Here is a 23,359-nt window from a genome sequence, read left to right on the forward strand (position 1 = left end):
GACTAGATTTTCCCGTCGAGACCCATCTGGTAGTACTTGTGAATGATCTTGTCCTGGTTCTCCAGAAGCCAGTCGATGGACGGCTCGTTGGACATCGCCTTGCGGATAGCCTCCGTCATCCCCTTCCGCTGGATTTCGAACAGGGCCTTGTGATCGACGGTCTCGGCCTCGATCACACCGGGGCTCAGCCAGACCGAGCAGATGATCCCGAGATCGTTGGCTCTGTCTTTGGGAATGTAGCCGAGCCGCACAGCGTCCAGCACCCCATTGGCGATGGCGAACTGCACGGTGCCCATGAGGATCGAGGTGTATTTGCTCTCGGTCACGCTGACCTTGGACACGCACAGGGTCACCGGCCGGACCATGATGTCCGTATTCAGCAGCGCAAAGACGCGGCTGTGTCCCACCACCTGATCGCCCGTCAGTGTAGCGAGCGCGGTGCCGACGGGCCCATCGAGTTCCCCGATGATGACTTCCGGCTCGGCGGCGGTGTTGGGCGGGCCACCCGCGACCAGGGCCTCGCCGGCTCGCAGGATGATGCGTTCGCTCATGGGCTTTCCCGTTCCGTCTCGTTGCGTGATGGTAGCCAGATCCCCCCTTGCGCACCGAATGTCCAGCCCCGGCCCCCACCTGACAGATGCCGTCCCCTGTCACGGCGTGATGGGTCCCTGGCGGCTTTCGCCGTTGGAACGCCCGCGCTATGACCCTGCCCGCGGCCGCACGGCATTTGCATGGGGCCCCTCGGGATTTTTGCGGAAGGCCTGACACGCGATGGATAAGATCAAGGTAGCCAAGCCCGTCGTCGAACTCGACGGCGACGAGATGACCCGGATCATCTGGAGCGAGATCAAGACCAAGCTCATCCATCCCTATCTCGACCTCGACCTCGAGTACTACGATCTGGGAGTCGAGCACCGCGACGCCACGGGCGACCGGGTGACCGTCGAGGCGGCCGAGGCGATCAAGCGCCACGGTGTGGGCGTGAAGTGCGCCACCATTACCCCCGACGAGCAGCGGGTAAAGGAATTCAACCTCAAGGAAATGTGGAAGTCGCCCAACGGCACGATCCGCAACATCCTCGGCGGCGTGATTTTCCGCGAGCCGATCATCTGCAAGAATGTGCCCCGCCTCGTGCCGGGCTGGACTCAGCCCATCGTCGTCGGCCGCCACGCCTACGGCGACCAGTACAAGGCGACCGATTTCAAGGTGCCGGGCAAGGGCCGCCTGACCATCAAGTTCGAGGGCGAGGACGGCACGGTCATCGAGCGGGAGGTGTTCAACTTCCCCTCCCCCGGCGTCGCCCAGGCGATGTACAACCTCGACGATTCGATCCGCGATTTCGCCCGCGCCTCGATGAACTACGGCCTCAACCGCAAGTATCCGGTCTACCTCTCGACCAAGAACACGATTCTCAAGGCCTATGACGGCCGCTTCAAGGACCTGTTCGAGGAGGTGTTCCAGAACGAGTTCAAGGCCAAGTTCGATGCCGCCGGCATCACCTACGAGCACCGCCTCATCGACGATATGGTGGCCTCGGCCCTCAAGTGGTCGGGCGGCTACGTCTGGGCCTGCAAGAACTACGACGGCGACGTGCAGTCCGACACCGTGGCGCAGGGGTTCGGCTCGCTCGGCCTGATGACCTCCGTGCTCCTCACCCCAGACGGCCAGACCGTCGAGGCCGAGGCGGCTCACGGTACGGTGACGCGGCACTACCGAGAACACCAGAAGGGCAAGGAGACCTCGACCAACTCCATCGCGTCGATCTTCGCATGGTCGCGGGGCCTTGCGCACCGGGCCAAGCTCGACGGAAACGCGGATCTGGCCAAGTTTGCCACGACCCTGGAGACCGTCTGCGTCGATACCGTCGAGGCCGGGTTCATGACCAAGGACCTCGCCCTTCTCGTCGGCCCTGATCAGAAATGGCTCTCGACCACAGGCTTCCTCGACAAGGTCGATCAGCACCTCAAAGCCGCGATGGCCTGATCCGAAGCCGAGCGCGGCCCTGCATCGGGCAGGGCTGCGTTTCAGGCGTTGGCGGCATTCCGCTTGCGCGTCTCGGCAGCTTTTTTCGCCGAGGCCGAGCGCTGTTCCGCCGTACGCGCTGCGGACCCCTTGCCACCAATTTCGCCGCCTTTCCTGGCAGCCGGATGATCACTCGAGCGGCCGCGGCCGGCTCCGCCAGGCTTCTTTCCACCACCGTCGTCCTTGTTCACGGTGGCCCAGGCACGAGCCTTGGCTTCATCCTCCGGAACACCGCGGGCCTCATACGACTCCGCGATGTGGTCGGCTTTACGCACTTGCTTATCGGTGTAGCGCGACTTGTCTCCCTGCGGCACCGCCTTGTCTCCTTCCGTCGCTCCCCGCCCCAACGACGCTCCCTGATCCACCAAGCGAAGATGACGCAACAATCGGGCTTTCGAGAATGCCTGACCTTCACGAACTCAACTCGCCTATCGCATCTTCGGTTCACTGCAGGGCTATGTCCGATAGCATGCGTGCGTAGACGACAAGCGGGACGATGCGAACGAAGCACCGTCCCGGACCCACATCAATCCTTGCGCGCGCCGAAGCGGACGCTGTCGATGTTGGCGCGCTCGAACGCCTGCATCACATGCTGGTACGAACGCTCCATCTCGGTCACCTCGGCGTCCTCGACCTCCTCGGGCTTGAGCACAAACATAAGCATCGAGCGACCCGTGACATCGTAGCGTTCGCCGATCGGTACGCTGACCACTTCCTGACTGTCAGGCAGATTGGTGTCGAGGAGGCGCGTCCACGCGGAAGCGCCTATGGTTGCCGGCAAAGTGAACGACACGAGATCGTGGTAGGCATTGTAGAGCAGCAGCAACGTGGCGTCGCCGCCCCGACGCTGGATACCCGAGACCTGCGCCCGGCCGTCGAGAACGACCGCCAGTGACCGAGCATCACCCTGCGACCAGTTCTCCGGCGTCATCTCAGTGCCGGCCGGGGTTAGCCACGTCACGTCGCGTACACCGAGTTCCTCGTCGAACTCACCGGTGAGGAACCGCCCACGGGTGAGAATCGGCAACGATTCACGAAGAATCATCAGCCGCTGCGTGAACTCGGTGAGGTCGCGCTCCTCTGGGCCGATGGCGCCCCAATCGAGCCAAGAGATCTCGTTGTCCTGACAATAGGCATTGTTGTTGCCGTTCTGGGTCCGGGCGAACTCGTCACCAGCGAGCAGCATCGGCGTGCCTCGAGACAGAAACAGCGTCGCCATCATGTTGCGCATCTGGCGCAGGCGCACGGCCCGGATTTCCGGATCCTCTGTCGGCCCTTCCACGCCGTAATTGTTGGAGAGGTTGTGGGAGTGCCCGTCTCGGTTGTTCTCCCCATTCGCCATGTTGTGCTTGTCGTTGTACGAAACCGTATCGTTCAGCGTAAAACCATCATGGGCGGTTAGGAAGTTCACCGATGCCCAGGGCTTGCGCCCTCGCTTGTTGAATTTGTCCGCTGAGCCAGTGATTCGGGACGCAAGCGACGGAAGCAAGCCGAGATCCCCCCGCCAGAAGCCGCGAACGTCGTCACGGTACCGGTCATTCCACTCGGCCCAGCCGGGTGGAAAACCACCGACCTGGTAGCCGCCGGGGCCGCAATCCCAGGGCTCGGCGATCAGTTTGACGGAATTGAGTACGGGATCCTGGCGACAGGTATCGAGGAAGCCGCCCCCTTCGTCGAACCCATGGGGCTCGCGGCCGAGGATCGTCGCAAGATCGAACCGGAATCCGTCGACACGCATCTCGGTCGCCCAGTAGCGTAGCGAGTCGGTAACGAGTTGCAGAACCCGCGGGTGGGAGAGATTGAATGTATTCCCGGTGCCGGTGTCGTTGATGTAGTAACGCGGCTCCTTGGGCATCAGGCGATAATACGAAGCGTTATCGACACCTTTGTAGGAGAGCGTCGGCCCCTTCTCGTTGCCCTCCGCCGTGTGGTTGTAGACGACATCCAAAATCACTTCGAGACCGGCGCCATGCATGCGCGCGACCATCTCCTTGAATTCGGAGAAGGCAAAATCAGGCACTGCCGAATAACGCCGGGCTGGGGTGAAGAACGAGATCGTGTTGTAACCCCAGTAGTTCACCAGGTCTTTTTCCTGGAGATAGTCGTCCTGCACGAAGGCGTGGACCGGCAGCAACTCGACGGACGTGACGCCAAGGCTCTTGATGTAATCGAGCACCGCCGGTGTCCCAAGACCTGCATACGTGCCGCGCAGCTTCTCCGGAACGGCCGGATGAAGCTTGGTGAAGCCTTTTACGTGCGTCTCGTAGAAGATCGTCTTCTCCCACGGCACATGCGGCTTTCGGTCCCGCCCCCAGGTGAAGGCCGGATCGATCACCCGGCTACGGCGGGTGAACGGCGCGGAATCGCGCTCATCGTAGGTCAGGTCGTCGCCTGTCTCCATCTGGTACCCGAACAGGGCCGGGTTCCAGGTGATGGAGCCAACGAGACCTTTGGCATATGGGTCGATGAGCAGCTTGTTGGGATTGAAGCGGTGACCGGCTTTCGGATCGTATGGACCGTGTACGCGGTAGCCATAAATGGTACCTGGCCTCGCATCGGGTAGATACCCGTGCCAGATCTCGTCCGTGTACTCCGGCAGTTCGATGCGCTCGAGTTCCTGTTCGCCCGCATCGTCGAACAAGCAGAGCTCGACCTTCGTGGCATGGGCCGAGAACAGGGCGAAATTCACCCCAAGCCCATCCCAATTTGCCCCCAGCGGATAGGGTGAGCCTTCCTTGATACGCGAGCGGGTGGCGGACGCCTTGCCCGTCTGAGAAAAATCGTCGGCCATAACTGCTCCAGGGACGGCGCCCTGCCCGATGCGGCGCTCTCATCGGGCACGTCGGCACGCCAAAACCGAAACGGGAACGCTCACGCTTCCCTCGAAGGTCCGCGCCCGAGAAAACTTTTTGCGTTGCGAAGCCTGGCGCGGGGCACCATTCTGGGGTCGAGGGTGCATCACGGAGTTCGGCGGGATCGATCGCTTCCCGATGCATCGCCTCACCCTCCCATGGGGTACTCAACGATGACCGACCAACCGAACGGCCTGCAAACCATCGCCGACCGGTACGGAGTAAGCCTCGACGCCATCCGCCATCTCGTCGATGCCTTACAGGCCGGAAACGGCACCATGGCACAGTTCAACCACCGCGAACTCGGCGGCTTCGGTCAGTGGTCGTCGGGTGGCATGACGATGATCGGCAACATGTTCGACGCGGAGCTCAAAGCCCGCGTCGGTGCATTGTGCAGCACTCTGGCCGAAGCCCTGCCGGCAGTCGGCTTTCCAATCACCAGCGTCACGTCGGAAGCCTGGTGGCCGCAGCACCTCGGACGGCCCGCGACTTCGGGCTCCCAAAACGGTCTGCGCTATGCTTATTTTCCGCATGCCCAACGCCTCGCCATCGCGATGGATGGGAATGTCATTCTCTATGGAACGGCAGGGCAGCACATCACCGGGGTTTCGCAGCAGCAGGGTGGCACTGGCGGCCTACGGTTCTCCGGTCCTGACGGGGCCATTCCTCTCGAATCCCTGCGTCGGATCGACGACGATCGTGGCGAATCGTTCGTTTCCTCATCGACCTCCACCGAACCCGACACGCCCGTCCAGCGAGATACCACCCTTCAGCCCAAGCCGTTCACGCCTGAACCCATTCATCGGGTGGAAGCGGGCCCGGCGCGCGCGCAATCCCCGGCCGACGAGGTTCTGACGACCCTGGAACGACTGGCCGAACTCCAACGCAAGGGAGTGCTGACGGAAGCGGAATTCTCGTCCAAGAAAGCAGAGCTGCTGGCGCGCCTCTGATGGGTGTCGATGTCCTGCGCCGACGTGTCCACAGCCAGCAGGTTGCATGCGGGTCGCCACCGGCTCGCCGAGTCCCATGTCTCCTCGATGGGACTCTCGCGCGACTTCATCGATGTTCGGACGATCTATCACGAGGCGGCAGTCACGACGTTTCCGCGCGGCCGTGAGATCTTGGATCGCTTCCCCGACGCACAGCGCATCCAGGTACCGTCACATTGGAACATCCCGGACCTCCACGGCAACGCCGGCTCGGTTGACGATTGGGTGCGGATCAAGCGCTCGACACTTGTCCTGGGGGTGAAGAAGGGGCTGGCCATGCGTCCGAATGGGCGCAGTGCTCACTTCATTGCCCCTTCGACATCGAACGGCTGCGCTATGGCGTGCGCCTATTGTTATGTGCCGCGCCGTAAGGGATTCGCCAATCCGATCTCACTGTTCGTCAACGTCGAGGCGGTTTGTGCCGCGATCCGTCGGCATGCCGAGCGTCAGGGGCCCTTGTCCGCGCCGGACAGCGTCGACGCCGCCCTCTGGGTCTACGATCTCGGCGAGAACGGCGATCTTTCGGTCGATGCCGCGATCAGCGACACCGTGCGCGACCTCATCGGCCTGTTCCGCGCATTGCCCAACGCAAAGGCGTCCTTCGCAACCAAGGCGGTGAACCGCGACCTTCTCGCCTACGATCCGCAGGGAAAGACCCGCATTCGGTTCTCGCTGATGCCCGAGCGCATCGCCCGTATCGTCGACGTCCGCACGAGCCCGATTCGAGAGCGGATCGCCGCCATCGACGACTTCGTGGCCGCCGGTTACGAAGTCCATTTGAACTTCTCGCCGGTCATCCTTTACGAAGGCTGGGAAGCGGACTGGGCTGAGCTCTTCACAGCGATCGATGATGGGATCGGGCGCGCAGCGCGGGCGCAGGTGAAAGCCGAGATCATCATGCTGACCCACAATGCCGATCTGCATGCGGTCAATCTGGGTTGGCATCCCAAGGCCGAGGATCTCCTCTGGCGCCCCGACATTCAGGAAGCCAAGATCTCCCAGGGTGGGGGTACCAATCTGCGCTACCGCACAGGCTGGAAAGGCCGGTGGCTCGCCCGTTTCACCGCACTCCTCAGCGAACGGATGCCGTACTGCACCGTCCGCTACGCATTCTGACCATCCGTTTTGAAGCCCGGCCCTGGAGAGCCTTCAGCCATGACCCATGAAGCCCATCTTCTCGACGCCGTCACGCTGGCCCACGGCAATGTGCTCGCCGAAGGCCGTCCGTATGGGGCCGTGATCGTGCGGGACGGGGCTGTCCTCGTACGCGCCGTCAATCGCACGGCCGAGACGCGGGATCCGACTGATCATGCCGAGATGGTTGCGATCCGGGAGGCGAGCCGCATTCTGGGATCGGCAAAGCTCGACGATTGTGTCGTCTATGCCAGCGGACGTCCCTGTCCGATGTGCCATGCCGCCATGCGACTCGCAGGCATCCGCGAAGCCTACTTCGCCTATACAGCGGAGGAGGCCGAAACCTACGGCCTCATCAGTGCGGGCATCTACGCCGAACTCTGTCGCCCCTTGGCTGACCAACCGATGCAGGTGACGCATCACCCGGTACCCGCCGAAGATCATCCGTACGCGGCATGGCGAGAACGCCAAAAGACTAGAGATTAAGTCATTGGCTTTGTAAGTTGCCGGCGCTAGCCTGGGGCCATGACAGAGAACGATCTTCGCGAATCGCGCGCTGCGCTGATCCTGTTGGCTGTGACGGTTACCGCAGTGCTGATCTTCGGTGCAGTGACGATACTGATGCAGCTCTGACCGGAATAGACTCGGCTGCGCTCAATGCGTCCAAGGCGCCGTACGATTGAACTTGAAGTTATCGGAGTAGGACAGCCCCTTCCGAACGATCGGTTTCTGAGGCTCCTCGACCCGGTAGGATAAGCCGGCACGCGCGGCATAGGCGATGGCCTCGTCGCGCGTCTCGAACTCCAAGCGGACCTGCTGGAGCATATCCGAGGAGCTCGTCCATCCCATCAGCGGGTCGGTCTCACGCGGTGCGCTTTGGTCGAATTCGAGGACCCAAACCTTCGTGCGGGCGAGCCCTGACTGCGACGCGTCCTTCGCAGGTTGATAGATCCGGGCGCTCGACATCGGACGATTCCCAACGGTCTCGGGTTACCAGTCGAAAAATGGTCGGGGCGATAGGATTCGAACCTACGACCCTCTGGTCCCAAACCAGATGCGCTACCAGACTGCGCTACACCCCGACGCGTTCTCGACGCCCTTGGCTCTTAGGAGCTTTGCGTGTTCCCGGCAAGGATGGAAGCGGTCAGGCGAGAATATCGAGGACACGCTTCTCCATATCGAGCGAGGAGCGGAGCATCACGGTGTTCAGGGAAACGTCCGTCTTGGCCGCGAGAAGCTGCATCGCCGTGGTCGACAGATCGACCTGTGCCGCCGCAGGCAGGCTCGTGCCGATCCTGGCGATCCCCTCCGCGGCTTGGGCGAACCGTTGGGTGGCCGCCGCTATGCCGCCGCTGCTGATCGACACCGCACTGATCATGTGCCGCTCCTCGCTTTTCCCGGACGCCCCCCATCAGGCTGCGGCTTCAAGGCCGACAACCTGCGGCGGTTGGAGAACTCATTGGTCTCGGACAGAAAGGTGCACGGACCTCGTTAAGCGAAGCGATCCGGGACGCATCGGATTCTAATGATTCGGTGGAAAAAACGTCTCACATCGACTGGGCAGCGGGTTAGATGATCGACCAGCAAGTCCGGTCCTTCGAGCCGCATAGGGAACGCTGGACCATTCCGAAATCGAACTCCGGAGCAAAGCCGGACGTCACAGGCACGATCGATGCCCCTTTCGATGGTGACGACGATACTGATCGATTCACGATCGAAACGGACGGTTCTTCCTGTTGACTGTCGTGTTGACTGAATGTCCAACGGTCCCGAGCGCGTACGCAACGGGAGCACGCACCGGCCGCAACGATACGGCGGCGCGAGCCCCATTGCGGACCGCGTCAGGCAGCGTCGGCCCGGCGCGGCAGCGTCCAGTTCGGCCGTATGAAGTGACAGGTGTAGCCGTTCGGAATGCGCTCCAGGTAGTCCTGGTGCTCTGGTTCGGCCTCCCAGAATGGCCCGACGGGCGAGACTTCAGTCACCACCTTGCCGGGCCATAACCCGGATGCATTGACATCGGCGATGGTGTCTTCGGCCACTGCCTTCTGCGCTTCGCTCTCGTAGAAGATCGCCGATCGGTAACCCGGTCCCCGATCGTTTCCCTGCCGATCGACCGTGGTCGGATCATGAATCTGGAAGAAGAACTCCAGAAGCTTGCGATAGCCGATCACCTCAGGGTCGAACAGGATCTCGATCGCTTCGGCATGACGGCCGTGATTGCGATAGGTTGCGTTCGGCACCTCACCGCCGGAATAACCGACCCGCGTCGCGATGACGCCCGACTGTTTACGGATGAGGTCCTGCATCCCCCAGAAACAACCTCCTGCCAGCACAGCGCGCTCGGTGGTCATGCATGGGTTCCTTCCATCTGGGCGGCAGGCTGCCGCCGCTACTCAGATGGTGAATCGCGTGGTCGTTTCCAGCACCCTAGGCACCGACCGTGGCATCGCGGCAAGAACGGAGGCGCTCTGAACCGCTCAGGCGGCGCGGACCCTGGCGAGGAACCGCTCGACCTCGGCACTGAGATGGCCGGACTGACGCGACAGGTCGGAGGCCGACGCAAGAACCCGAGTGGCGGCCGTACCGGTCTCCTCGGCGGCCGACGCGACAGCGGCGATGTTCACCGTCACCTCGCCCGTACCCGCAGCCGCCTGGGAGACGTTTCGGACGATCTCCTGGGTTGCTTCACCCTGTTGTCCCACGGCCGCCGCAAGCGAGATCGCGACGGTGCTGATCTCGCCGATTCGACCGCGGATCCCGGCGATGGCGGTCACGCTGTCTCCCGTCGCCCCCTGGATGCGGGCGATCTGGCTGCCGATCTCCTCGGTTGCGCGTGCGGTTTGACTCGCGAGCTCCTTGACCTCCGCCGCGACCACCGCGAATCCGCGTCCGGCCTCGCCAGCTCGCGCCGCCTCAATGGTTGCGTTCAGGGCAAGAAGGTTGGTCTGCGACGCGATATCGGCGATGAGTTTGACCACGTCGCCGATCCGGGCGGTGGCGCCACTGAGATCTTGCACCAGGGCGGCGGTTGCACCAGCCTCGCGCACGGCGACCTCCGCCAGGTGGGCCGAGCCCTGGACCTGCCGTCCGATCTCTTGGACCGTCGAACCGAGTTCTTCCGCCGCGGCCGCCACGGTCTGAACGTTGATGGCAGCCTCTTCGGCCGCCGCTGCGACGGAGACGGACCGAGTGCCCGCCTGAGTCGCCGTCGCGGTCATTGTCTGAGCCGTCGCCTGGAGCTCGGCTGCAGCGCTTCCCACCGAACCGACGATTCCACCGACCGCCCGTTCGAACGAATCGGCCATGTCACGCATGCCTTGCCGGCGCTGGGCCTCGGCTCCGGCACGCGCCAAAGTGGTCTCCTCCTCCAGATGCTTCATGCGGATGAGACCGTCCTTGAAGACCTGAACGGCGTCGGCGATGCGGCCGATCTCGGTGCCATTGCCCTGGTTCGGGATCACGGCGGTGAGATCGCCTTCCGCGAGCGCGGTCATTGGCCGGACGACGGCACCGATCCCGCCGGAAATGCCTCGAATGATGAAAACTGCGAGCAAGATCGACAGGACGAGCCCGCCTCCGACCACGGTCAGCACGATGGTTTCAGTTCGCTCGAACGCCTGCTCGCTCGCGAGGCGTGATTGTGCGGCGAGGCTGCTGTTCAAAGCGGCCAACTCGTTGGATGTGTCGATCGACGAGCGTTGGAGTTCGGAGGCTTTGCCCTGGAGGCGCTCGAAAGCATCCTCGTTCAAGCCTCTGCGTGACAGCGCCAGGATCTCCGTGACCTCAACCCGATAGGCAGCCCAATTGGCTTTGATCCGGTCGTACAAGACTCGCTCTTCGGGCGAACTGATGAGAGCCGCGTACTCCCCGACCACCTTCGCCACATGAGCCCCACGCTCATCAAGCTCGGTGTCGGCCCGCTTCTTGGAATCCGGGTCGAGGAGCGCGCTGTGGCGATAGACACTGATAGCGTAACGCGCCATCCAGGATGTAATTTCGCCAGCCTTCGCCACGCTCGGCAAAGAATCCGACTGAACCTGCACGAGATAATCATTGATGGTACGCGTGGCCTGCAGCGCCACCACCCCGATACCGGTCATGAGAACGATTACGATCGCGAAAGCACCGATCAGACGAGTCCGGATCGACAATCTGAATTGTGTCATCGATATTACCCGATCGATTTCGGAAAGAGCATCGATCTGGTCTAACCATGAGAAATGAAGATTTTCTGAAATCGGTCGCGACTTTGACTGCCATTAAATCGCAGGCCGCACCTTTAATTTGAATAAACCCAGCATTTGAATGCAAGATACTTCCAGGCTGGCTAGGCAAGCCGCGTGCTTTGTGCGTCGCGCACTCGGCGTCGCTCGGACATCCGTGCAATGTGTCGGGTCGGCGGACCTTTCGGATCAGCCGAGGAACAACCCGGCCGGAGCCGAGAGTTCTCAGGCTTCTTCCGCGTCGTCCGATCGCCGCCCACCACGATAGCCCGAGGCGAGAACGTAGAGTTCGCTCGAATCGGCACGGCTGGCATTCGGCTTGACATGCCGCACACTGGCGAAATCGCGCTTCAGATCAGCGAGAAGGCTGCCTTCGGTACCGCCTTGGAAAACCTTCGCAAGGTAAGACCCACCGGGGGCGAGAATCTCACGGGCGAACTCGGCGGCCGTCTCGGCCAAACCGATGATGCGCAGGTGGTCGGTCTGCTTGTGACCGGTGGTATTGGCAGCCATGTCAGACAGGACCAGGTCTGCCGGCCCGCCAAGCAGGCCGGTGAGCAGTTGTGGTGCCGCAGGGTCGAGAAAGTCGAGGGTGATGAACTCGACACCGGCCATGGGCTCGATTTCGAGGAGATCGATCCCGACGATGCGACCGGTGTCGCCGACGATCTTAGCCGCCACTTGCGACCAGCCGCCGGGGGCGGCGCCCAGATCGACGATACGCTGGCCGGGCTTCAGGAGTTTGAAGCGCTCGTCGATCTCGATGAGCTTGAAGGCGGCCCGCGAGCGATAGCCCTCGCGTTTCGCACGGGCGACATAGGGATCGTTCAGCTGGCGCTCCAGCCAGCGTTTCTGCGAAGCCGTACGACCGCGCCCGGTCTTCACCCGTTGCTTGAGTTCGCCGCGCAACCCTGCACCGGCACCACGCCTGTCACTCACCGGTAACCCCCACGGCGCCACACGCCGTCCTCACGCATCATGTTCATCAGGAGCCCCTCGCGAAGGCCGCGATCGGCGATCCGCAGGCGATCGGATGGGAACGCCCGCCGGATTGCTTCCAAGATCGCACACCCCGCCAGCACCAAGTCGGCCCGGTCACGCCCGATGCAAGGATTGTCCGCCCGCTGGTCGAGACGCGTGTCGAGGAGGTCGTCGATGGCGCCCCCGACCTCGCCGTCGCTCATCCACAGGCCATCGACGCGGCGACGCTCGTAACGGGCGAGGCGCAGATGCATGGCCGCGAGCGTCGTCACCGTTCCCGACGTGCCGAGCAGGTGGAAGTGCCGGGCATTGGCGGCGGGCGCCGCACGGATCGCGAAGCGGGCGAGCATGTCGGCCACTTCTTCCACCATGCCTTCGAAGGTCAGGCGCGTCACGTCGGCGCCGCCGTGACGCTCCGCGAGAGTGACCACGCCCACCGGCAGGGAGTCCCAGGCGCGGATGCGCAGGGTCGGGTCGGTGGACGGGTTCGTGGCCGCGCCGTCGAGCCATGCGATCTCCGTGGAGCCGCCGCCGATATCGAAGATCACCACCGATTCGGCATAGGGGTCGGCCAAAGCCGCGCAGCCCGTGACCGCGAGGTAAGCCTCTGTCTGACGATCGACGATCTCGAGATCGAGACCGACCTCGTCGCGTACGCGCTCGACGAAAGCCGCGCCGTTCACTGCGAGCCGGCAGGCTTCCGTGGCGATGATCTTGGCGCGTACGACACCGCGCGCCTGCATCTTCGCACGGCAAACACGAAGGGCATCAATGGTACGCTCGATGGCGGGCTCACTCAGGCGGTCGGCATTTCCGAGGCCTTCGCCGAGGCGTACGATGCGCGAGAACGCATCGATGACTCGAAACCCGTGGGATGCGGGCTCGGCGATAAGGAGACGGCAATTGTTGGTGCCGAGATCGAGGGCGGCGTAAGCGTTCCGCCGCGGCGGCCGGTGGGTGGTGGCCTGCGTTCCGGATCGTTGCATTTCCCCCGGCGCGACCGTGGGGGTGATCGGGCCGGCCATGGAGCGGGCCGGGATGGTCGCGGCACTCTCTTCCCGCATCGGCTGTGCCGAAGTCCTTCCGCGTGATCCCAGGCGGAGAGCCGGATCATCATTCAGGCTCCACGCTACAGGTGTCGCGGGCAAACTGCAAAGCCCTGGATTCGTTGCGCGGATCGCCCTTGGCGCGGCGCTTCTGCGTCGGTCAGGCTACGCCTTGCCGGCGGCGGCGAGCCGCGGCACTGGCCGCAGCAGGCTCTTGACCTGGGAGAATGGGCGCGGCCGGTGGATCACCTCGTCGAGGCGCGACCAAAGGGTCTTCGGGGAGAAGGGCTTGGCGATGATCTCGTTGACGCCGAGCGAGATCGCACGGTCGACCACGTTGCGGCGCGGCTGAGCGAGCATCAGAATGATCGGGACCGTCGGAGAAGGCGATGTGGTCGGTGTGCGGGCGAGACGAATGAACTCTTCACCCGAGAGAATCGCCAGATCCCAATCGATGATGGTGATGTCCGGCTTGCTCTCTGCCAGCACCCCGAGCGCCTCGGCCCCGTCGGGAGCCTCGAGGACGCGCTTGATGCCGACGCGCATGAGCATGTCCCGCACAATACGGCGGATGTACAAGCTTTCGTCCACGACCAGGGCGGACAGGTCCGGAAACGTTGGTGTGGCGATCATGCGGCAGCATTCGGCTCCGGTCCGCTCACTCGGATCGGCCCGGCATCACCCTTAACCCACGAGCCTTTTCGCTTTCCTAACGTCGGACCCAAATCCGCCCGCGTTCGACGTACAAGGGCGATCGGAACCAAACCTTCCCACAGTCTTTCTGCACCCACCCCGATCCGCTACGCATTTTGCCGCACAAAATTAAGGGAACCGTCGCTCGGGCGCCGAAATGGACCTTGCGAGAGTGGCGCGTTTCAGTCAGGACTAAGGCGTTATTCTTGGTCACCGCTGCCGGGGGTAATGATAGTGCGGAGCGTGGGCTGTCTGGGATGGCGCGCACGCGGTATTCACAAATGATGGTCGGCGGACGGTTTTTGCGAGCTTTCTATGGGACGTGGTCGTGATTTCAGGGGGCCGCAGAAGCGCGGCTTCGATGAGGGTGGAGCCGAGCCGCGTTGGCCCGATCAGGCTCCGCCGAGCGGCGGTGGCTACGGTGGCGGCTTCGGCGGTGGCGGCGGCTTCGACCGCGCCCCGTCGCGCGCGGCGGCAGCCCCCTCGGGACCGGAGCGCGATGCGACGGTCAAGTGGTTCAACAAGGAGAAGGGCTTCGGTTTCGTCGAGCTGGCTGACGGCTCGGGCGATGCCTTCCTCCATATCCGCGCCGTCGAAGCCGCAGGCCATGCCGACCTTCTGCCCGGCACGCGCCTGACGGTCCATACGGCCCAGGGCCAGAAGGGTCCGCAGGTGACCGACGTCACCAGCGTCGACACCTCCACGGCCGAGGCGGCCCCCATGCGCGATGCGCGTCCGCCCCGTACCGGCGGCTTCGGCGGCGGCGACCGCTTCGGCGGCGACCGTGGTGGTTATGGCGCCCCCGCCGGTGGCGGCGATCGCTACGGCAGCGCTGGCGGCGGCGACCGTGGCGGCGGACGCTTCGCCAGCGGCCCCTCCACGGAGATGAGCGGCACCGTGAAGTGGTACGATCCGGCCAAGGGCTTCGGCTTCGTGTCGGTCAACGATGGCGGCAAGGACGTTTTCGTGCACCGTTCAGCCCTGTCGCGCGCCGGCCTCGAATCACTGGCCGAAGGCCAGCAGGTCGTGCTCGGTGTTGTCGAGGGTCAGAAGGGTCGTGAGGCTCAGAGCATCAACGTCGACGATTGATCCGTGAGCCCGGCCGTCCTTTGGCCATGGTTCCAAGTTCAGTTCGAGCGAGCGGCGGTCCCCCGGGGCCGCCGTTTCGCGTTTCAGCCCCGAAATTCCAGGTGGAGAGACCATGCGAATCGTCCCGCTCAGCCTGATCTGGCTCGCGGCCCTGGCCGTCCCGGCCTGGCCGGAAGACTTTACCGGTGCCTATGCGGGCGTGAACGCAGGTTATGCCTTGTCCGGTCGGGACCGGACCGACGCGGGACCCGGTCTCCTCGCTCCGGATGGCGCCCGCGCCCAGGAGATGCCGCCGAGCGCGCAGCAGGCGTCGGAGGCGTTGCGCGTTCGGAACCTGAAGGATCGCCCCTCTCTTCCCCGTTAGACATCGGCCAAGCGTGGATGCCGGGTCTCGGCAAGGGCCGATGCGAAACGGCGCCCACCAAACCCACGCCTCGCGAAGGAACGCCCGACCAACGAAAAGGGCCGCCCCATGGGGCGGCCCTTTTCACATCGGGGGCGATCCGGGCGGATCAGCGCGAATAGAACTCGATCACGAGGTTCGGTTCCATCTGGACGGGGTAGGGCACCTCGCCGAGGTTGGGGATGCGGGTGACGCGGGCGGTCATCTTGGCGTGATCCACCTCGATGTAATCCGGTACGTCACGCTCGGCGAGCTGCGATGCCACGACGACGATTTCGAGCTGCTTCGAGGAATCCTTGACCTCGATCACGTCGCCGGTCTTCACGAGGTAGCTGGCGATATTCACCCGCTGGCCGTTGACCTTGACGTGGCCGTGGTTGACGAACTGGCGCGCGGCGAACGGGGTCGGCACGAACTTGGCGCGATAGACCACGGCGTCGAGGCGACGCTCGAGCAGGCCGATCAGGTTCTCGCCCGAATCGCCCCGGAGACGGATGGCCTCGGCGTAGTAGCGGCGGAACTGCTTCTCGGTGATGTTGGCGTAGTAGCCCTTCAGCTTCTGCTTGGCGCGCAGCTGAGTGCCGAAGTCGGACATCTTGCCCTTGCGGCGCTGGCCGTGCTGGCCTGGGCCGTACTCGCGGCGATTGACGGGGCTCTTCGGGCGGCCCCAGATGTTCTGGCCCATGCGGCGATCGAGCTTGTGCTTCGCCTGAATGCGTTTTGACATCGCGGTTCCTCTCGCAACGGAGATCTATCGAGGAACGCGCCCTCCTCTTTCCGGACCGGCCCTATGGCCTGACCCGGAACGACAGAGCGGCCGAAGCCGACTCACGGGTGCGCTTGAAAACGTTTCGGGGCCCCTCGTCGGGACCCCGTCACGTGCGTTTCCCTAGAGTAGGGCCGTGCCCTCGTCAATGCCGAGCCGGCTTCGTCGTCGGGAAAGTGCTCTCACTGGAGCCCGAGGGGCATCGCCTCGACGGCGACGGAGGTGACGTCGCGCAGGGCGAGGGAGGCCCGCAGGGGCTCGGTGAGCCCGGCGCCGCCCGTGAAGGCGCCGAGTATGGAGCCAGCGCGGTGTTCCATACCACGCGGCGGCGCGCCGAGGAGCTGCGTCACCCGGCGGGCGATGGCAGGAGCGGGGTCGATCCACAGGACCGGCCACGGCGCCAGGGCCTGGAAGCGGGCCAGCAGCAGGGGGTAATGCGTGCAGGCGAGGCACACCACGTCGGTGCGGCGCCCGTCGTCGCCGATACTGAAGCACGGGGCGATCTCTGCGGAGAGCCGCGCATCGTCCACGGGGGTACCGGCAAGCTCCGCCTCGGCGAACCCGGCGAGGTTCGGGGCCCCCACCAGGGTCACGGCGCAGGCCGCGGCATAGGATTCGATGAGTTCGTGGGTGTAGGTGCGCGCCACCGTGCCGGGGGTGGCGAGCAGGCTGATCCGGCGCGAGCGCGTCGCTTCGGCGGCTGGTTTAATTGGTGGAACGACGCCGACGAACGGAATCGTGAAGCGCTGGCGCAGGGCCGGCAGGACGAGGGTCGAAGCGGTGTTGCAGGCGATGACCACGAGGTCGGGCCGGTGGAGCGCGACGAGGCGGTCCATCACGGCGAGCACCCGGTCGACGAGGGCTGCTTCGTCCAGGCGGCCATACGGGAAGGCGGCGTCGTCGGCCGCGTAGACGTAGGCCGCGTCCGGGCGGGCGCGGCGCACCTGCTCCAGCACAGTGAGGCCGCCGAGTCCCGAATCGAACACGAGGATCGTCGGGGTCGGGTTCGCGCCCGTCGCCACGGGAATCGTGGCCGTGCCCGCCATGAGATTGTTCCGCATCCGAACCTGGTCCGACGTCCCACCCAAGGGAGCAAGTGTCGATGGCGCCCGGTTAAGAGGATGTGACCACGGCACGAAAAAGGCGATCGTCCTCGAACACCGCGTCGCAAGCTTGACGAACCGCGACGAACCGACCGGCCCGGCGGCCGTTGCCGAATGTCGCGTCCACCATATGTTCCGAAACCACGAGCTTCTGGAGACATCGGCATGGCAGCGACCGCAGCGTTTCGCGACACCGGACCTGCGTTGTCCGGCCGCCCCGCTTTCCCGCCCCCGAATCTCGGTTCCAAGCCCGTCGACCGCACGGCCTGGATCGCTGCCTTCCACCATGTCCGTGACGAGACCGAGCGCCGGGCCGCCCCCCTGTCGCCGGAGGACCAGCAGGTCCAGTCCATGGCGGATGCGAGTCCGACGAAGTGGCACCGCGCTCACACGACGTGGTTCTTCGAGCAGTTCCTGCTCCGAGCGCACCTGCCGGGATACGCGCTCTATGACGAGCGCCTGCACTACCTGTTCAACTCGTACTATGTCGCCGCCGGTCCGCGTCAGCCCCGTATCCTGCGCGGCCTCATCACCCGGCCGACGACCGCGGAGGTGGCGGGCTACCGGGCGCATGTCGATCGCGCCGTGGACGCGCTTCTCGCGCAGGCCTCGGCGGCGGCCCTCGAAACGCTGCTGCCGATTCTTGAAATCGGGCTCTATCACGAGCAGCAGCACCAGGAATTGCTGGTCACTGATATCCTGCATGCCTTCGCGCAGAACCCCCTTGGCCCGGCCTACGACGCGGACTGGCGTTTTCCTGCGCCATCCGCCGCGTCGGGCAAGGTCGACCTGGCCCGGGGCATCACCCGGATCGGGCATGGCGGCGAGGGGTTCTCGTTCGACAACGAATCACCCCGGCACGACGTGCTGATCCAGGGCGGCACCCTCGATCGCGCGCTCGTGACGAACGCCGAATGGCTCACTTTCATGGCCGATGGGGGCTACACCCGGCCCGAACTCTGGCTTTCCGACGGCTGGCTCGCGGTCCAGGCCGAGGATTGGAACGCGCCGGGCTACTGGCGCCAGGACGAAGCCGGCTGGGCTTCCATGACGCTCGCCGGAATCCGGCCCATCGACCCGTCCCTGCCCGTCAGCCACGTGAGCTACTACGAGGCCGACGCCTACGCGCGCTGGGCCGGACGCGACCTGCCCACGGAGTTCGAGTGGGAAGTGGCGGCCCGCGACGGTTGCCTCGCCGATGCCTTCGGCTCCGTCTGGCAATGGACCCGCAGTGCCTACACGGCCTATCCGGGCTACCGGCCCGTGGACGGGGCGCTCGGCGAATACAACGGCAAGTTCATGTCGAACCAGTTCGTTCTGCGCGGCTCGTCGGTGGCGACGCCCGAAGGCCATGCCCGCGTGGGCTACCGGAACTTCTTCTATCCGCATCAGCGTTGGCAGTTCACGGGCCTGCGCTTGTCCGACATCCGCATCTGAACTGAAGCCCGCGTCCCGGAGACTCCAGCGTTGACCATCAATCCCGTCTTCACGAACGCGAAGCCCCTGGCTGCCCGGGACGCCCGCCAGCAATTCGAGGACGACGTCGTCGCCGGCCTCTCGGCGCCGCAGAAATTCCTGTCCGCGAAGTATTTCTACGACGCGGCCGGGTCGGACCTGTTCGAGGCCATCACCCGCCAGCCGGAGTATTATCCGACCCGTACGGAACTCGGCATCCTCGATACCAGAGGTGCCGAGATCGCCGCATGCCTCCCGGCTCGGGCCAATCTGGTCGAGCTCGGCAGCGGCTCAACCGTGAAGGTGCGTCGCCTCCTGGTGCACCGGCCGGACCTCGCCGCCTACGTGCCGGTGGATGTCTCCGAGACGTTCCTGCACAGCGAGGCCGAGACCCTGGCCGCCGACTTCCCGAACCTCGCCATCGCGCCCGTGGCGGCGGATTTCACCCGCGCCTTCACCCTGCCGGACGGGCTGTCGCACGATGCCGTCGCGGGGTTCTTTCCCGGCTCCACCATCGGCAATTTCGAGCCGCCCCAGGCGACGTACCTGCTGGCGCATTTCGGCCGGGTGCTCGGGCCTGGCGCCACCCTCATCGTCGGCGTCGACCTCGTGAAGGACAGGACCGTGCTGGAGGCGGCCTACGACGACGCGGCTGGGGTGACGGCGGCGTTCAACTGCAACCTGCTCATTCGCATCGCGGGCGAACTCGGGGCGATCCTCGACGTCGAGGGGTTCGGCCACCGGGCCTTCTTCAACGCGGACGCGTCGCGCATCGAAATGCATCTTGTGAGCCGGCGGGCGCAGACGATTCACCTCGCGGGCCACACCTTCGCCTTCGCCGAGGGCGAGACGATCCACACGGAAAACAGCTACAAGTACACGCTCGACAGCTTCCGGACCCTGGCTGTCGCGGCGGGCTGGATGCCGCAGGCCGCCTGGACCGATGCCGAGGGTCTGTTCTCGATCCACGCCCTGACGCGGGCGTGAGAAGTCGCGCCTGAAATTTCGTCCCGGACATCGTATCCGCGAAGAGACCTCAGCTGCGCTTCTCCATCATCGCCTTGACCTGCATCAGTTGATCCCAAACCTGTCCCGGCGACGTGCCCAGCGCGTCGAAACCGGCATTGATTCCCCAATAGAGTCCCACGACCATGATCGGGACGAGGATCCAGCCGAGAATCTCCTCTCCCCTGTGGCGACGGCGGCGGCGCGCGCGTCGATCGTCGCGCCGTGTCGCAGCAGGCGCGGACTGATGTTGTACCGGCGTGAGGGGGCCCTCATGCAGATCGCTCATTCGGATGCCCCCTGATGGTTGACTGGACCACACGCACCGTGCGCTGAACCGAAGCGCCGGCGCCTCAAGGCCCGCTTGCTAACCATCGCAAGCCCGCGTGTCGACCGCTTGAATCGAGGTGCCGTTCGCCTTCCTGAAACAGCAGCGGGACCGGCCGGCACGACCCGACCGATCCCGCTCCATGTCTCGACGGCTCAGGCTTTGACCAACGGTACTTTCGGCACGGTGCGAACGTTTCCGGAGCCCCCGTTGCCGGACCCGTCGTCCTTCTTCCGCGGGGAGACCTTGGCCCGCGTGCGCTTGTGCTTCTTGACCGCGTTGGTCACGTCTTTTTCGGGCTTCGGGGTCACCGGACCGGCCGGGAACTCGAAGCCCAGGGCCTGCTTCTCACCCTCCTCGGGCGTCTTCACCACCACCCGTACGGCACCGCCGTCCTTGAGGCGTCCGAACAGCACCTCGTCGGCGAGCGGCGTCTTGATTGTGGACTGGATAAGGCGCGCCATGGGGCGGGCACCCATGGCATCGTCGTAGCCGTGCTCCACCAGCCACTCGCGCGCCTCGTCGGACAGTTCGATGGTGACGTTGCGGTCGGCGAGCTGCGCCTCGAGCTGGAGGACGAACTTGTCCACCACCTTGGAGACGACCTCCTTCGGCAGGTGACCGAACGAGATGATCGCGTCGAGACGGTTGCGGAATTCCGGCGCGAACAGCTTGTTGATCGCCTCCACATCGTCGCCCGTGCGCTTGGTCTGGGTGAAGCCGTAAGCCGACTTCGCCAGATCGGAAGCGCCCGCATTCGTGGTCATGATGATGATCACGTTGCGGAAATCGACCTGCTTGCCGTTGTGATCGGTGAGCTTGCCGTGGTCCATCACCTGCAACAGGATGTTGAACAGGTCCGGATGGGCCTTCTCGATCTCATCCAGCAGCAGCACGCAATGCGGATGCTGGTCGATGCCGTCGGTCAGCAGGCCGCCCTGGTCGAAGCCGACATAACCGGGGGGCGCGCCGATGAGGCGGCTCACCGTATGACGCTCCATGTATTCCGACATATCGAAACGCAACATCTCGACGCCCAGGGAGGCCGCGAGTTGCTTGGCCGCCTCGGTCTTGCCCACACCCGTGGGGCCGGCGAAGAGGTACGAGCCGATGGGCTTGTCGGGATCGCGCAGGCCGGCGCGGGCCAGCTTGATCGCCGAGGTCAAGGCCTCGATGGCGCTGGGCTGGCCGTAGACGACGCGCTTGAGACTGTCAGTGAGGTTCTTCAGCACCACCGCGTCGTCCTTCGACACGGTCTTGGGCGGGATGCGCGCCATCGTGGCGATGGTGGCTTCGATCTCCTTGACACCGATGGTCCGCTTGCGGCGCGCCTCCGGCACCAACATCTGCGAGGCGCCGGTCTCGTCGATGACGTCGATCGCTTTGTCGGGCAACTTACGATCGTTGATGTATCGCGCCGAGAGTTCCACGGCCGCCTTCACCGCCTCGGTGGTGTACTTGAGCTTATGGAATTCCTCGAAGTACGGCTTCAGCCCCTTCACGATCTCGATGGCGTCCGGGATCGACGGCTCGTTGACGTCGATCTTCTGGAACCGGCGCACGAGGGCGCGGTCCTTCTCGAAGTACTGGCGATATTCCTTGTAGGTGGTCGAGCCGATGCAGCGGAGCGAGCCGTTGGCCAGTGCTGGCTTCAGGAGGTTCGACGCATCCATGGCCCCGCCCGAAGTGGCGCCGGCGCCGATCACCGTGTGGATCTCGTCGATGAACAGCACCGCGTTGGGGTGCGCCTCGATCTCCTTCATCACCTGCTTGAGGCGCTCCTCGAAGTCGCCGCGATAGCGGGTGCCGGCGAGCAGCGTGCCCATGTCGAGGGAGAACACCGTGGCGTCGATGAGGACTTCCGGCACCTCCTTGTGGATGATCTTGCGCGCCAGCCCCTCGGCGATGGCGGTCTTGCCGACGCCGGGATCGCCCACCAGCAGGGGGTTGTTCTTCTGACGTCGGCACAGAATCTGGATCGTGCGTTGCACCTCGGTCTCACGGCCGATGAGGGGATCGATCCGGCCGTCGCGGGCCTTCTTGTTGAGGTTGATGCAGTACGCCTCGAGGGCATCACCCTTCTTCTTCGGACGGGCGTCGTTGTCCTCTCCGCTCGGGCGTTCGGCTGCGGATTCCTCTTCGGCACCCCGTACGGGCTTCGGCTCGGACGACCCGGGCCTCTTGGCGATCCCATGGCTGATGTAGTTGACCGCGTCGTAGCGGGTCATGTCCTGCTCCTGCAGGAAATAGGCGGCATGGCTCTCGCGCTCGGCGAAGATCGCCACGAGCACGTTGGCCCCCGTCACTTCCTCACGGCCCGAGGACTGCACGTGGATCACCGCGCGTTGGATCACGCGCTGGAAGCCCGCCGTGGGCTTGGCGTCCTGGCGTCCATCGCCGATGAGGTTGGCGAGTTCGGTGTCGACGTACTCGACGAGGCTACGCTTGAGCGTGTCGACCTCGACGTTGCAGGCCCGCATGACTGCCGCGGCGTCCTGATCGTCCACAAGGGCGAGGAGGAGGTGCTCCAGCGTCGCGTATTCGTGCCGCCGCTCACCGGCGAGCGCCAGGGCGCGGTGGAGAGCTTGTTCAAGGCTGCGAGAGAAGCTGGGCAAAGCGTGGCCTCTGTGTGGGGGTGCCTATTTCTTTTCCATAACGCACTGGAGAGGATGTTGGTGTTTGCGGGCGAAGTCCATCACCTGCGTCACCTTGGTCTCGGCGACCTCATAGGTAAATATGCCGCATTCGCCGACACCATTCTGGTGTACGTGCATCATGATCTGGTAGGCGTCTTCCTGAGATTTGTTGAAGAACTTTTCGACGACGTGCACGACGAACTCCATCGGCGTGTAATCGTCGTTGAGCAGCAGAACGCGATACAGACTCGGGCGCTTCGTCTTCGGCTTGGTTCGGGTGATGATCGCCGTGCCGGACCGGCCGTCATCGCCGTTCCCCGGATCGTCGGGATTCGAGGCCGCCCTTGGCTCGGGTCGGAGCGGCGCATCGCGTGCGTTGCGATAATCCTCGCGCCGTTGCGTCATGGCTATGCCCTGCTTCAGGACGTCGGACATCTGAATCGCATCGACCCCATGAGGCGGCACGGCACCGTCGAGACACCCCGTCTCGCGAGCCGTGCGGGTGGCGAACACAATCTATAGGGCGATGGGCGACTTCGCCAGTCGGCTGCGCGCACTTGTCCGCTGGCCGACCCCGGCTCGGGGTCGAGGCAAGCGAAAAAAAGCCCCACGCGTCTGTGACGCGCGGGGCCGA

Annotated in this window: 23 protein-coding genes and 1 tRNA gene; 8 read left to right on the forward strand and 16 right to left on the reverse strand. The window is 64.4% G+C overall.

The genetic code is table 11. The features are described from left to right. Positions 1-2: 2 nt before the first annotated feature. Positions 3-551, reverse strand: coding sequence for a formaldehyde-activating enzyme (locus ASF27_RS00235; RefSeq protein WP_056171605.1), 549 nt, complete (start codon positions 549-551; stop codon positions 3-5). Positions 552-771: 220 nt separating this feature from the next. Here ASF27_RS00235 and ASF27_RS00240 point away from each other — a divergent pair, with 220 nt between their 5' ends. After that, entirely contained in the window at positions 772-1,983 is a 1,212-nt protein-coding gene (locus ASF27_RS00240) for an NADP-dependent isocitrate dehydrogenase (RefSeq protein ID WP_056093930.1), read from the forward strand. A gap of 41 nt (positions 1,984-2,024) precedes the next feature. On the opposite strand, the gene ASF27_RS21310 is transcribed toward ASF27_RS00240, so the two are convergent. Both ASF27_RS21310 and glgX read right to left on the reverse strand, forming a co-directional pair. Next, the gene (locus tag ASF27_RS21310) at positions 2,025-2,336 is read right to left on the reverse strand and encodes a plasmid stabilization protein (RefSeq protein ID WP_082478724.1); all 312 of its coding nucleotides are present in this window, start codon (positions 2,334-2,336) and stop codon (positions 2,025-2,027) included. A 212-nt stretch (positions 2,337-2,548) separates the two neighbouring features. Then, positions 2,549-4,813 carry a glycogen debranching protein GlgX gene (gene glgX, locus ASF27_RS00245; protein WP_056171607.1) on the reverse strand — a complete coding sequence of 755 codons (2,265 nt, stop codon included), beginning with the start codon at positions 4,811-4,813 and terminating at the stop codon, positions 2,549-2,551. A 234-nt stretch (positions 4,814-5,047) separates the two neighbouring features. On the opposite strand from glgX, the gene ASF27_RS00250 reads away from it, so the two are divergent. From ASF27_RS00250 to ASF27_RS00260, 3 genes are all read left to right on the forward strand, one after another. Then, positions 5,048-5,824 carry an SHOCT domain-containing protein gene (locus ASF27_RS00250; RefSeq protein ID WP_056356866.1) on the forward strand — a complete coding sequence of 259 codons (777 nt, stop codon included), beginning with the start codon at positions 5,048-5,050 and terminating at the stop codon, positions 5,822-5,824. Between the two features lie 87 nt (positions 5,825-5,911). Beyond that, a complete protein-coding gene (locus ASF27_RS00255; protein WP_056356869.1) occupies positions 5,912-6,979 on the forward strand; it encodes a spore photoproduct lyase family protein in 1,068 nt (355 codons plus the stop codon). A gap of 39 nt (positions 6,980-7,018) precedes the next feature. After that, positions 7,019-7,483, forward strand: coding sequence for a nucleoside deaminase (locus ASF27_RS00260; protein ID WP_056356873.1), 465 nt, complete (start codon positions 7,019-7,021; stop codon positions 7,481-7,483). A 168-nt stretch (positions 7,484-7,651) separates the two neighbouring features. On the opposite strand, the gene ASF27_RS00265 is transcribed toward ASF27_RS00260, so the two are convergent. From ASF27_RS00265 to ASF27_RS00300, 8 genes are all read right to left on the reverse strand, one after another. Next, a complete protein-coding gene (locus tag ASF27_RS00265) occupies positions 7,652-7,963 on the reverse strand; it encodes an ETC complex I subunit (protein WP_056356876.1) in 312 nt (103 codons plus the stop codon). A 39-nt stretch (positions 7,964-8,002) separates the two neighbouring features. Continuing rightward, positions 8,003-8,079: transfer RNA gene (locus tag ASF27_RS00270), tRNA-Pro, on the reverse strand. 62 nt (positions 8,080-8,141) lie between these two features. Continuing rightward, positions 8,142-8,375, reverse strand: coding sequence for a hypothetical protein (locus ASF27_RS00275; RefSeq protein ID WP_056356882.1), 234 nt, complete (start codon positions 8,373-8,375; stop codon positions 8,142-8,144). 463 nt (positions 8,376-8,838) lie between these two features. Further along, on the reverse strand, positions 8,839-9,348 hold the full coding sequence (gene msrA, locus ASF27_RS00280; protein ID WP_056171617.1) for a peptide-methionine (S)-S-oxide reductase MsrA: 510 nt from the start codon (positions 9,346-9,348) through the stop codon (positions 8,839-8,841). Positions 9,349-9,474: 126 nt separating this feature from the next. Beyond that, on the reverse strand, positions 9,475-11,163 hold the full coding sequence (locus ASF27_RS00285; protein WP_056356887.1) for a methyl-accepting chemotaxis protein: 1,689 nt from the start codon (positions 11,161-11,163) through the stop codon (positions 9,475-9,477). Positions 11,164-11,445: 282 nt separating this feature from the next. Further along, complete coding sequence (locus tag ASF27_RS00290) at positions 11,446-12,159, reverse strand: RlmE family RNA methyltransferase (protein WP_056265849.1); 714 nt, start codon at positions 12,157-12,159, stop codon at positions 11,446-11,448. Continuing rightward, a complete protein-coding gene (locus tag ASF27_RS00295; protein ID WP_056265853.1) occupies positions 12,156-13,265 on the reverse strand; it encodes a Ppx/GppA phosphatase family protein in 1,110 nt (369 codons plus the stop codon). The genes ASF27_RS00290 and ASF27_RS00295 overlap by 4 nt, the downstream gene beginning before the upstream one ends. Positions 13,266-13,412: 147 nt before the next feature. Continuing rightward, positions 13,413-13,880: a response regulator gene (locus tag ASF27_RS00300; RefSeq protein WP_056171626.1), complete on the reverse strand. Its 468-nt coding sequence runs from the start codon at positions 13,878-13,880 to the stop codon at positions 13,413-13,415. Between the two features lie 375 nt (positions 13,881-14,255). On the opposite strand from ASF27_RS00300, the gene ASF27_RS23350 reads away from it, so the two are divergent. Together ASF27_RS23350 and ASF27_RS00310 are read left to right on the forward strand one after the other, a co-directional pair. Beyond that, positions 14,256-15,029, forward strand: a complete 774-nt coding sequence (locus ASF27_RS23350; protein WP_056171628.1) for a cold-shock protein — start codon at positions 14,256-14,258, stop codon at positions 15,027-15,029. Positions 15,030-15,141: 112 nt separating this feature from the next. Next, positions 15,142-15,393, forward strand: coding sequence for a hypothetical protein (locus tag ASF27_RS00310; RefSeq protein WP_056356890.1), 252 nt, complete (start codon positions 15,142-15,144; stop codon positions 15,391-15,393). 148 nt (positions 15,394-15,541) lie between these two features. On the opposite strand, the gene rpsD is transcribed toward ASF27_RS00310, so the two are convergent. Both rpsD and murI read right to left on the reverse strand, forming a co-directional pair. Then, positions 15,542-16,159 (reverse strand): 30S ribosomal protein S4, encoded by a 618-nt coding sequence (gene rpsD / locus ASF27_RS00315; RefSeq protein WP_056086744.1) that lies wholly within the window; start codon positions 16,157-16,159, stop codon positions 15,542-15,544. A gap of 221 nt (positions 16,160-16,380) precedes the next feature. Next, positions 16,381-17,244, reverse strand: coding sequence for a glutamate racemase (gene murI / locus ASF27_RS00320; protein WP_244480910.1), 864 nt, complete (start codon positions 17,242-17,244; stop codon positions 16,381-16,383). A 222-nt stretch (positions 17,245-17,466) separates the two neighbouring features. On the opposite strand from murI, the gene egtB reads away from it, so the two are divergent. Then, positions 17,467-18,738, forward strand: coding sequence for an ergothioneine biosynthesis protein EgtB (gene egtB / locus ASF27_RS00325; protein ID WP_056356904.1), 1,272 nt, complete (start codon positions 17,467-17,469; stop codon positions 18,736-18,738). 66 nt (positions 18,739-18,804) lie between these two features. Continuing rightward, positions 18,805-19,743, forward strand: a complete 939-nt coding sequence (gene egtD, locus ASF27_RS00330) for an L-histidine N(alpha)-methyltransferase (RefSeq protein WP_056303125.1) — start codon at positions 18,805-18,807, stop codon at positions 19,741-19,743. Between the two features lie 49 nt (positions 19,744-19,792). On the opposite strand, the gene ASF27_RS00335 is transcribed toward egtD, so the two are convergent. The 3 genes from ASF27_RS00335 to clpS form a co-directional block, all read right to left on the reverse strand. Beyond that, a complete protein-coding gene (locus ASF27_RS00335) occupies positions 19,793-20,050 on the reverse strand; it encodes a hypothetical protein (protein ID WP_056265863.1) in 258 nt (85 codons plus the stop codon). 194 nt (positions 20,051-20,244) lie between these two features. Continuing rightward, positions 20,245-22,704: an ATP-dependent Clp protease ATP-binding subunit ClpA gene (gene clpA / locus ASF27_RS00340; RefSeq protein WP_056356906.1), complete on the reverse strand. Its 2,460-nt coding sequence runs from the start codon at positions 22,702-22,704 to the stop codon at positions 20,245-20,247. Between the two features lie 24 nt (positions 22,705-22,728). Continuing rightward, the gene (gene clpS, locus ASF27_RS00345; protein ID WP_056172158.1) at positions 22,729-23,130 is read right to left on the reverse strand and encodes an ATP-dependent Clp protease adapter ClpS; all 402 of its coding nucleotides are present in this window, start codon (positions 23,128-23,130) and stop codon (positions 22,729-22,731) included. Between the last annotated feature and the right edge of the window lie 229 nt (positions 23,131-23,359).

The organism is Methylobacterium sp. Leaf102 (assembly GCF_001422425.1).
In the GTDB taxonomy this organism is placed as follows: domain Bacteria; phylum Pseudomonadota; class Alphaproteobacteria; order Rhizobiales; family Beijerinckiaceae; genus Methylobacterium.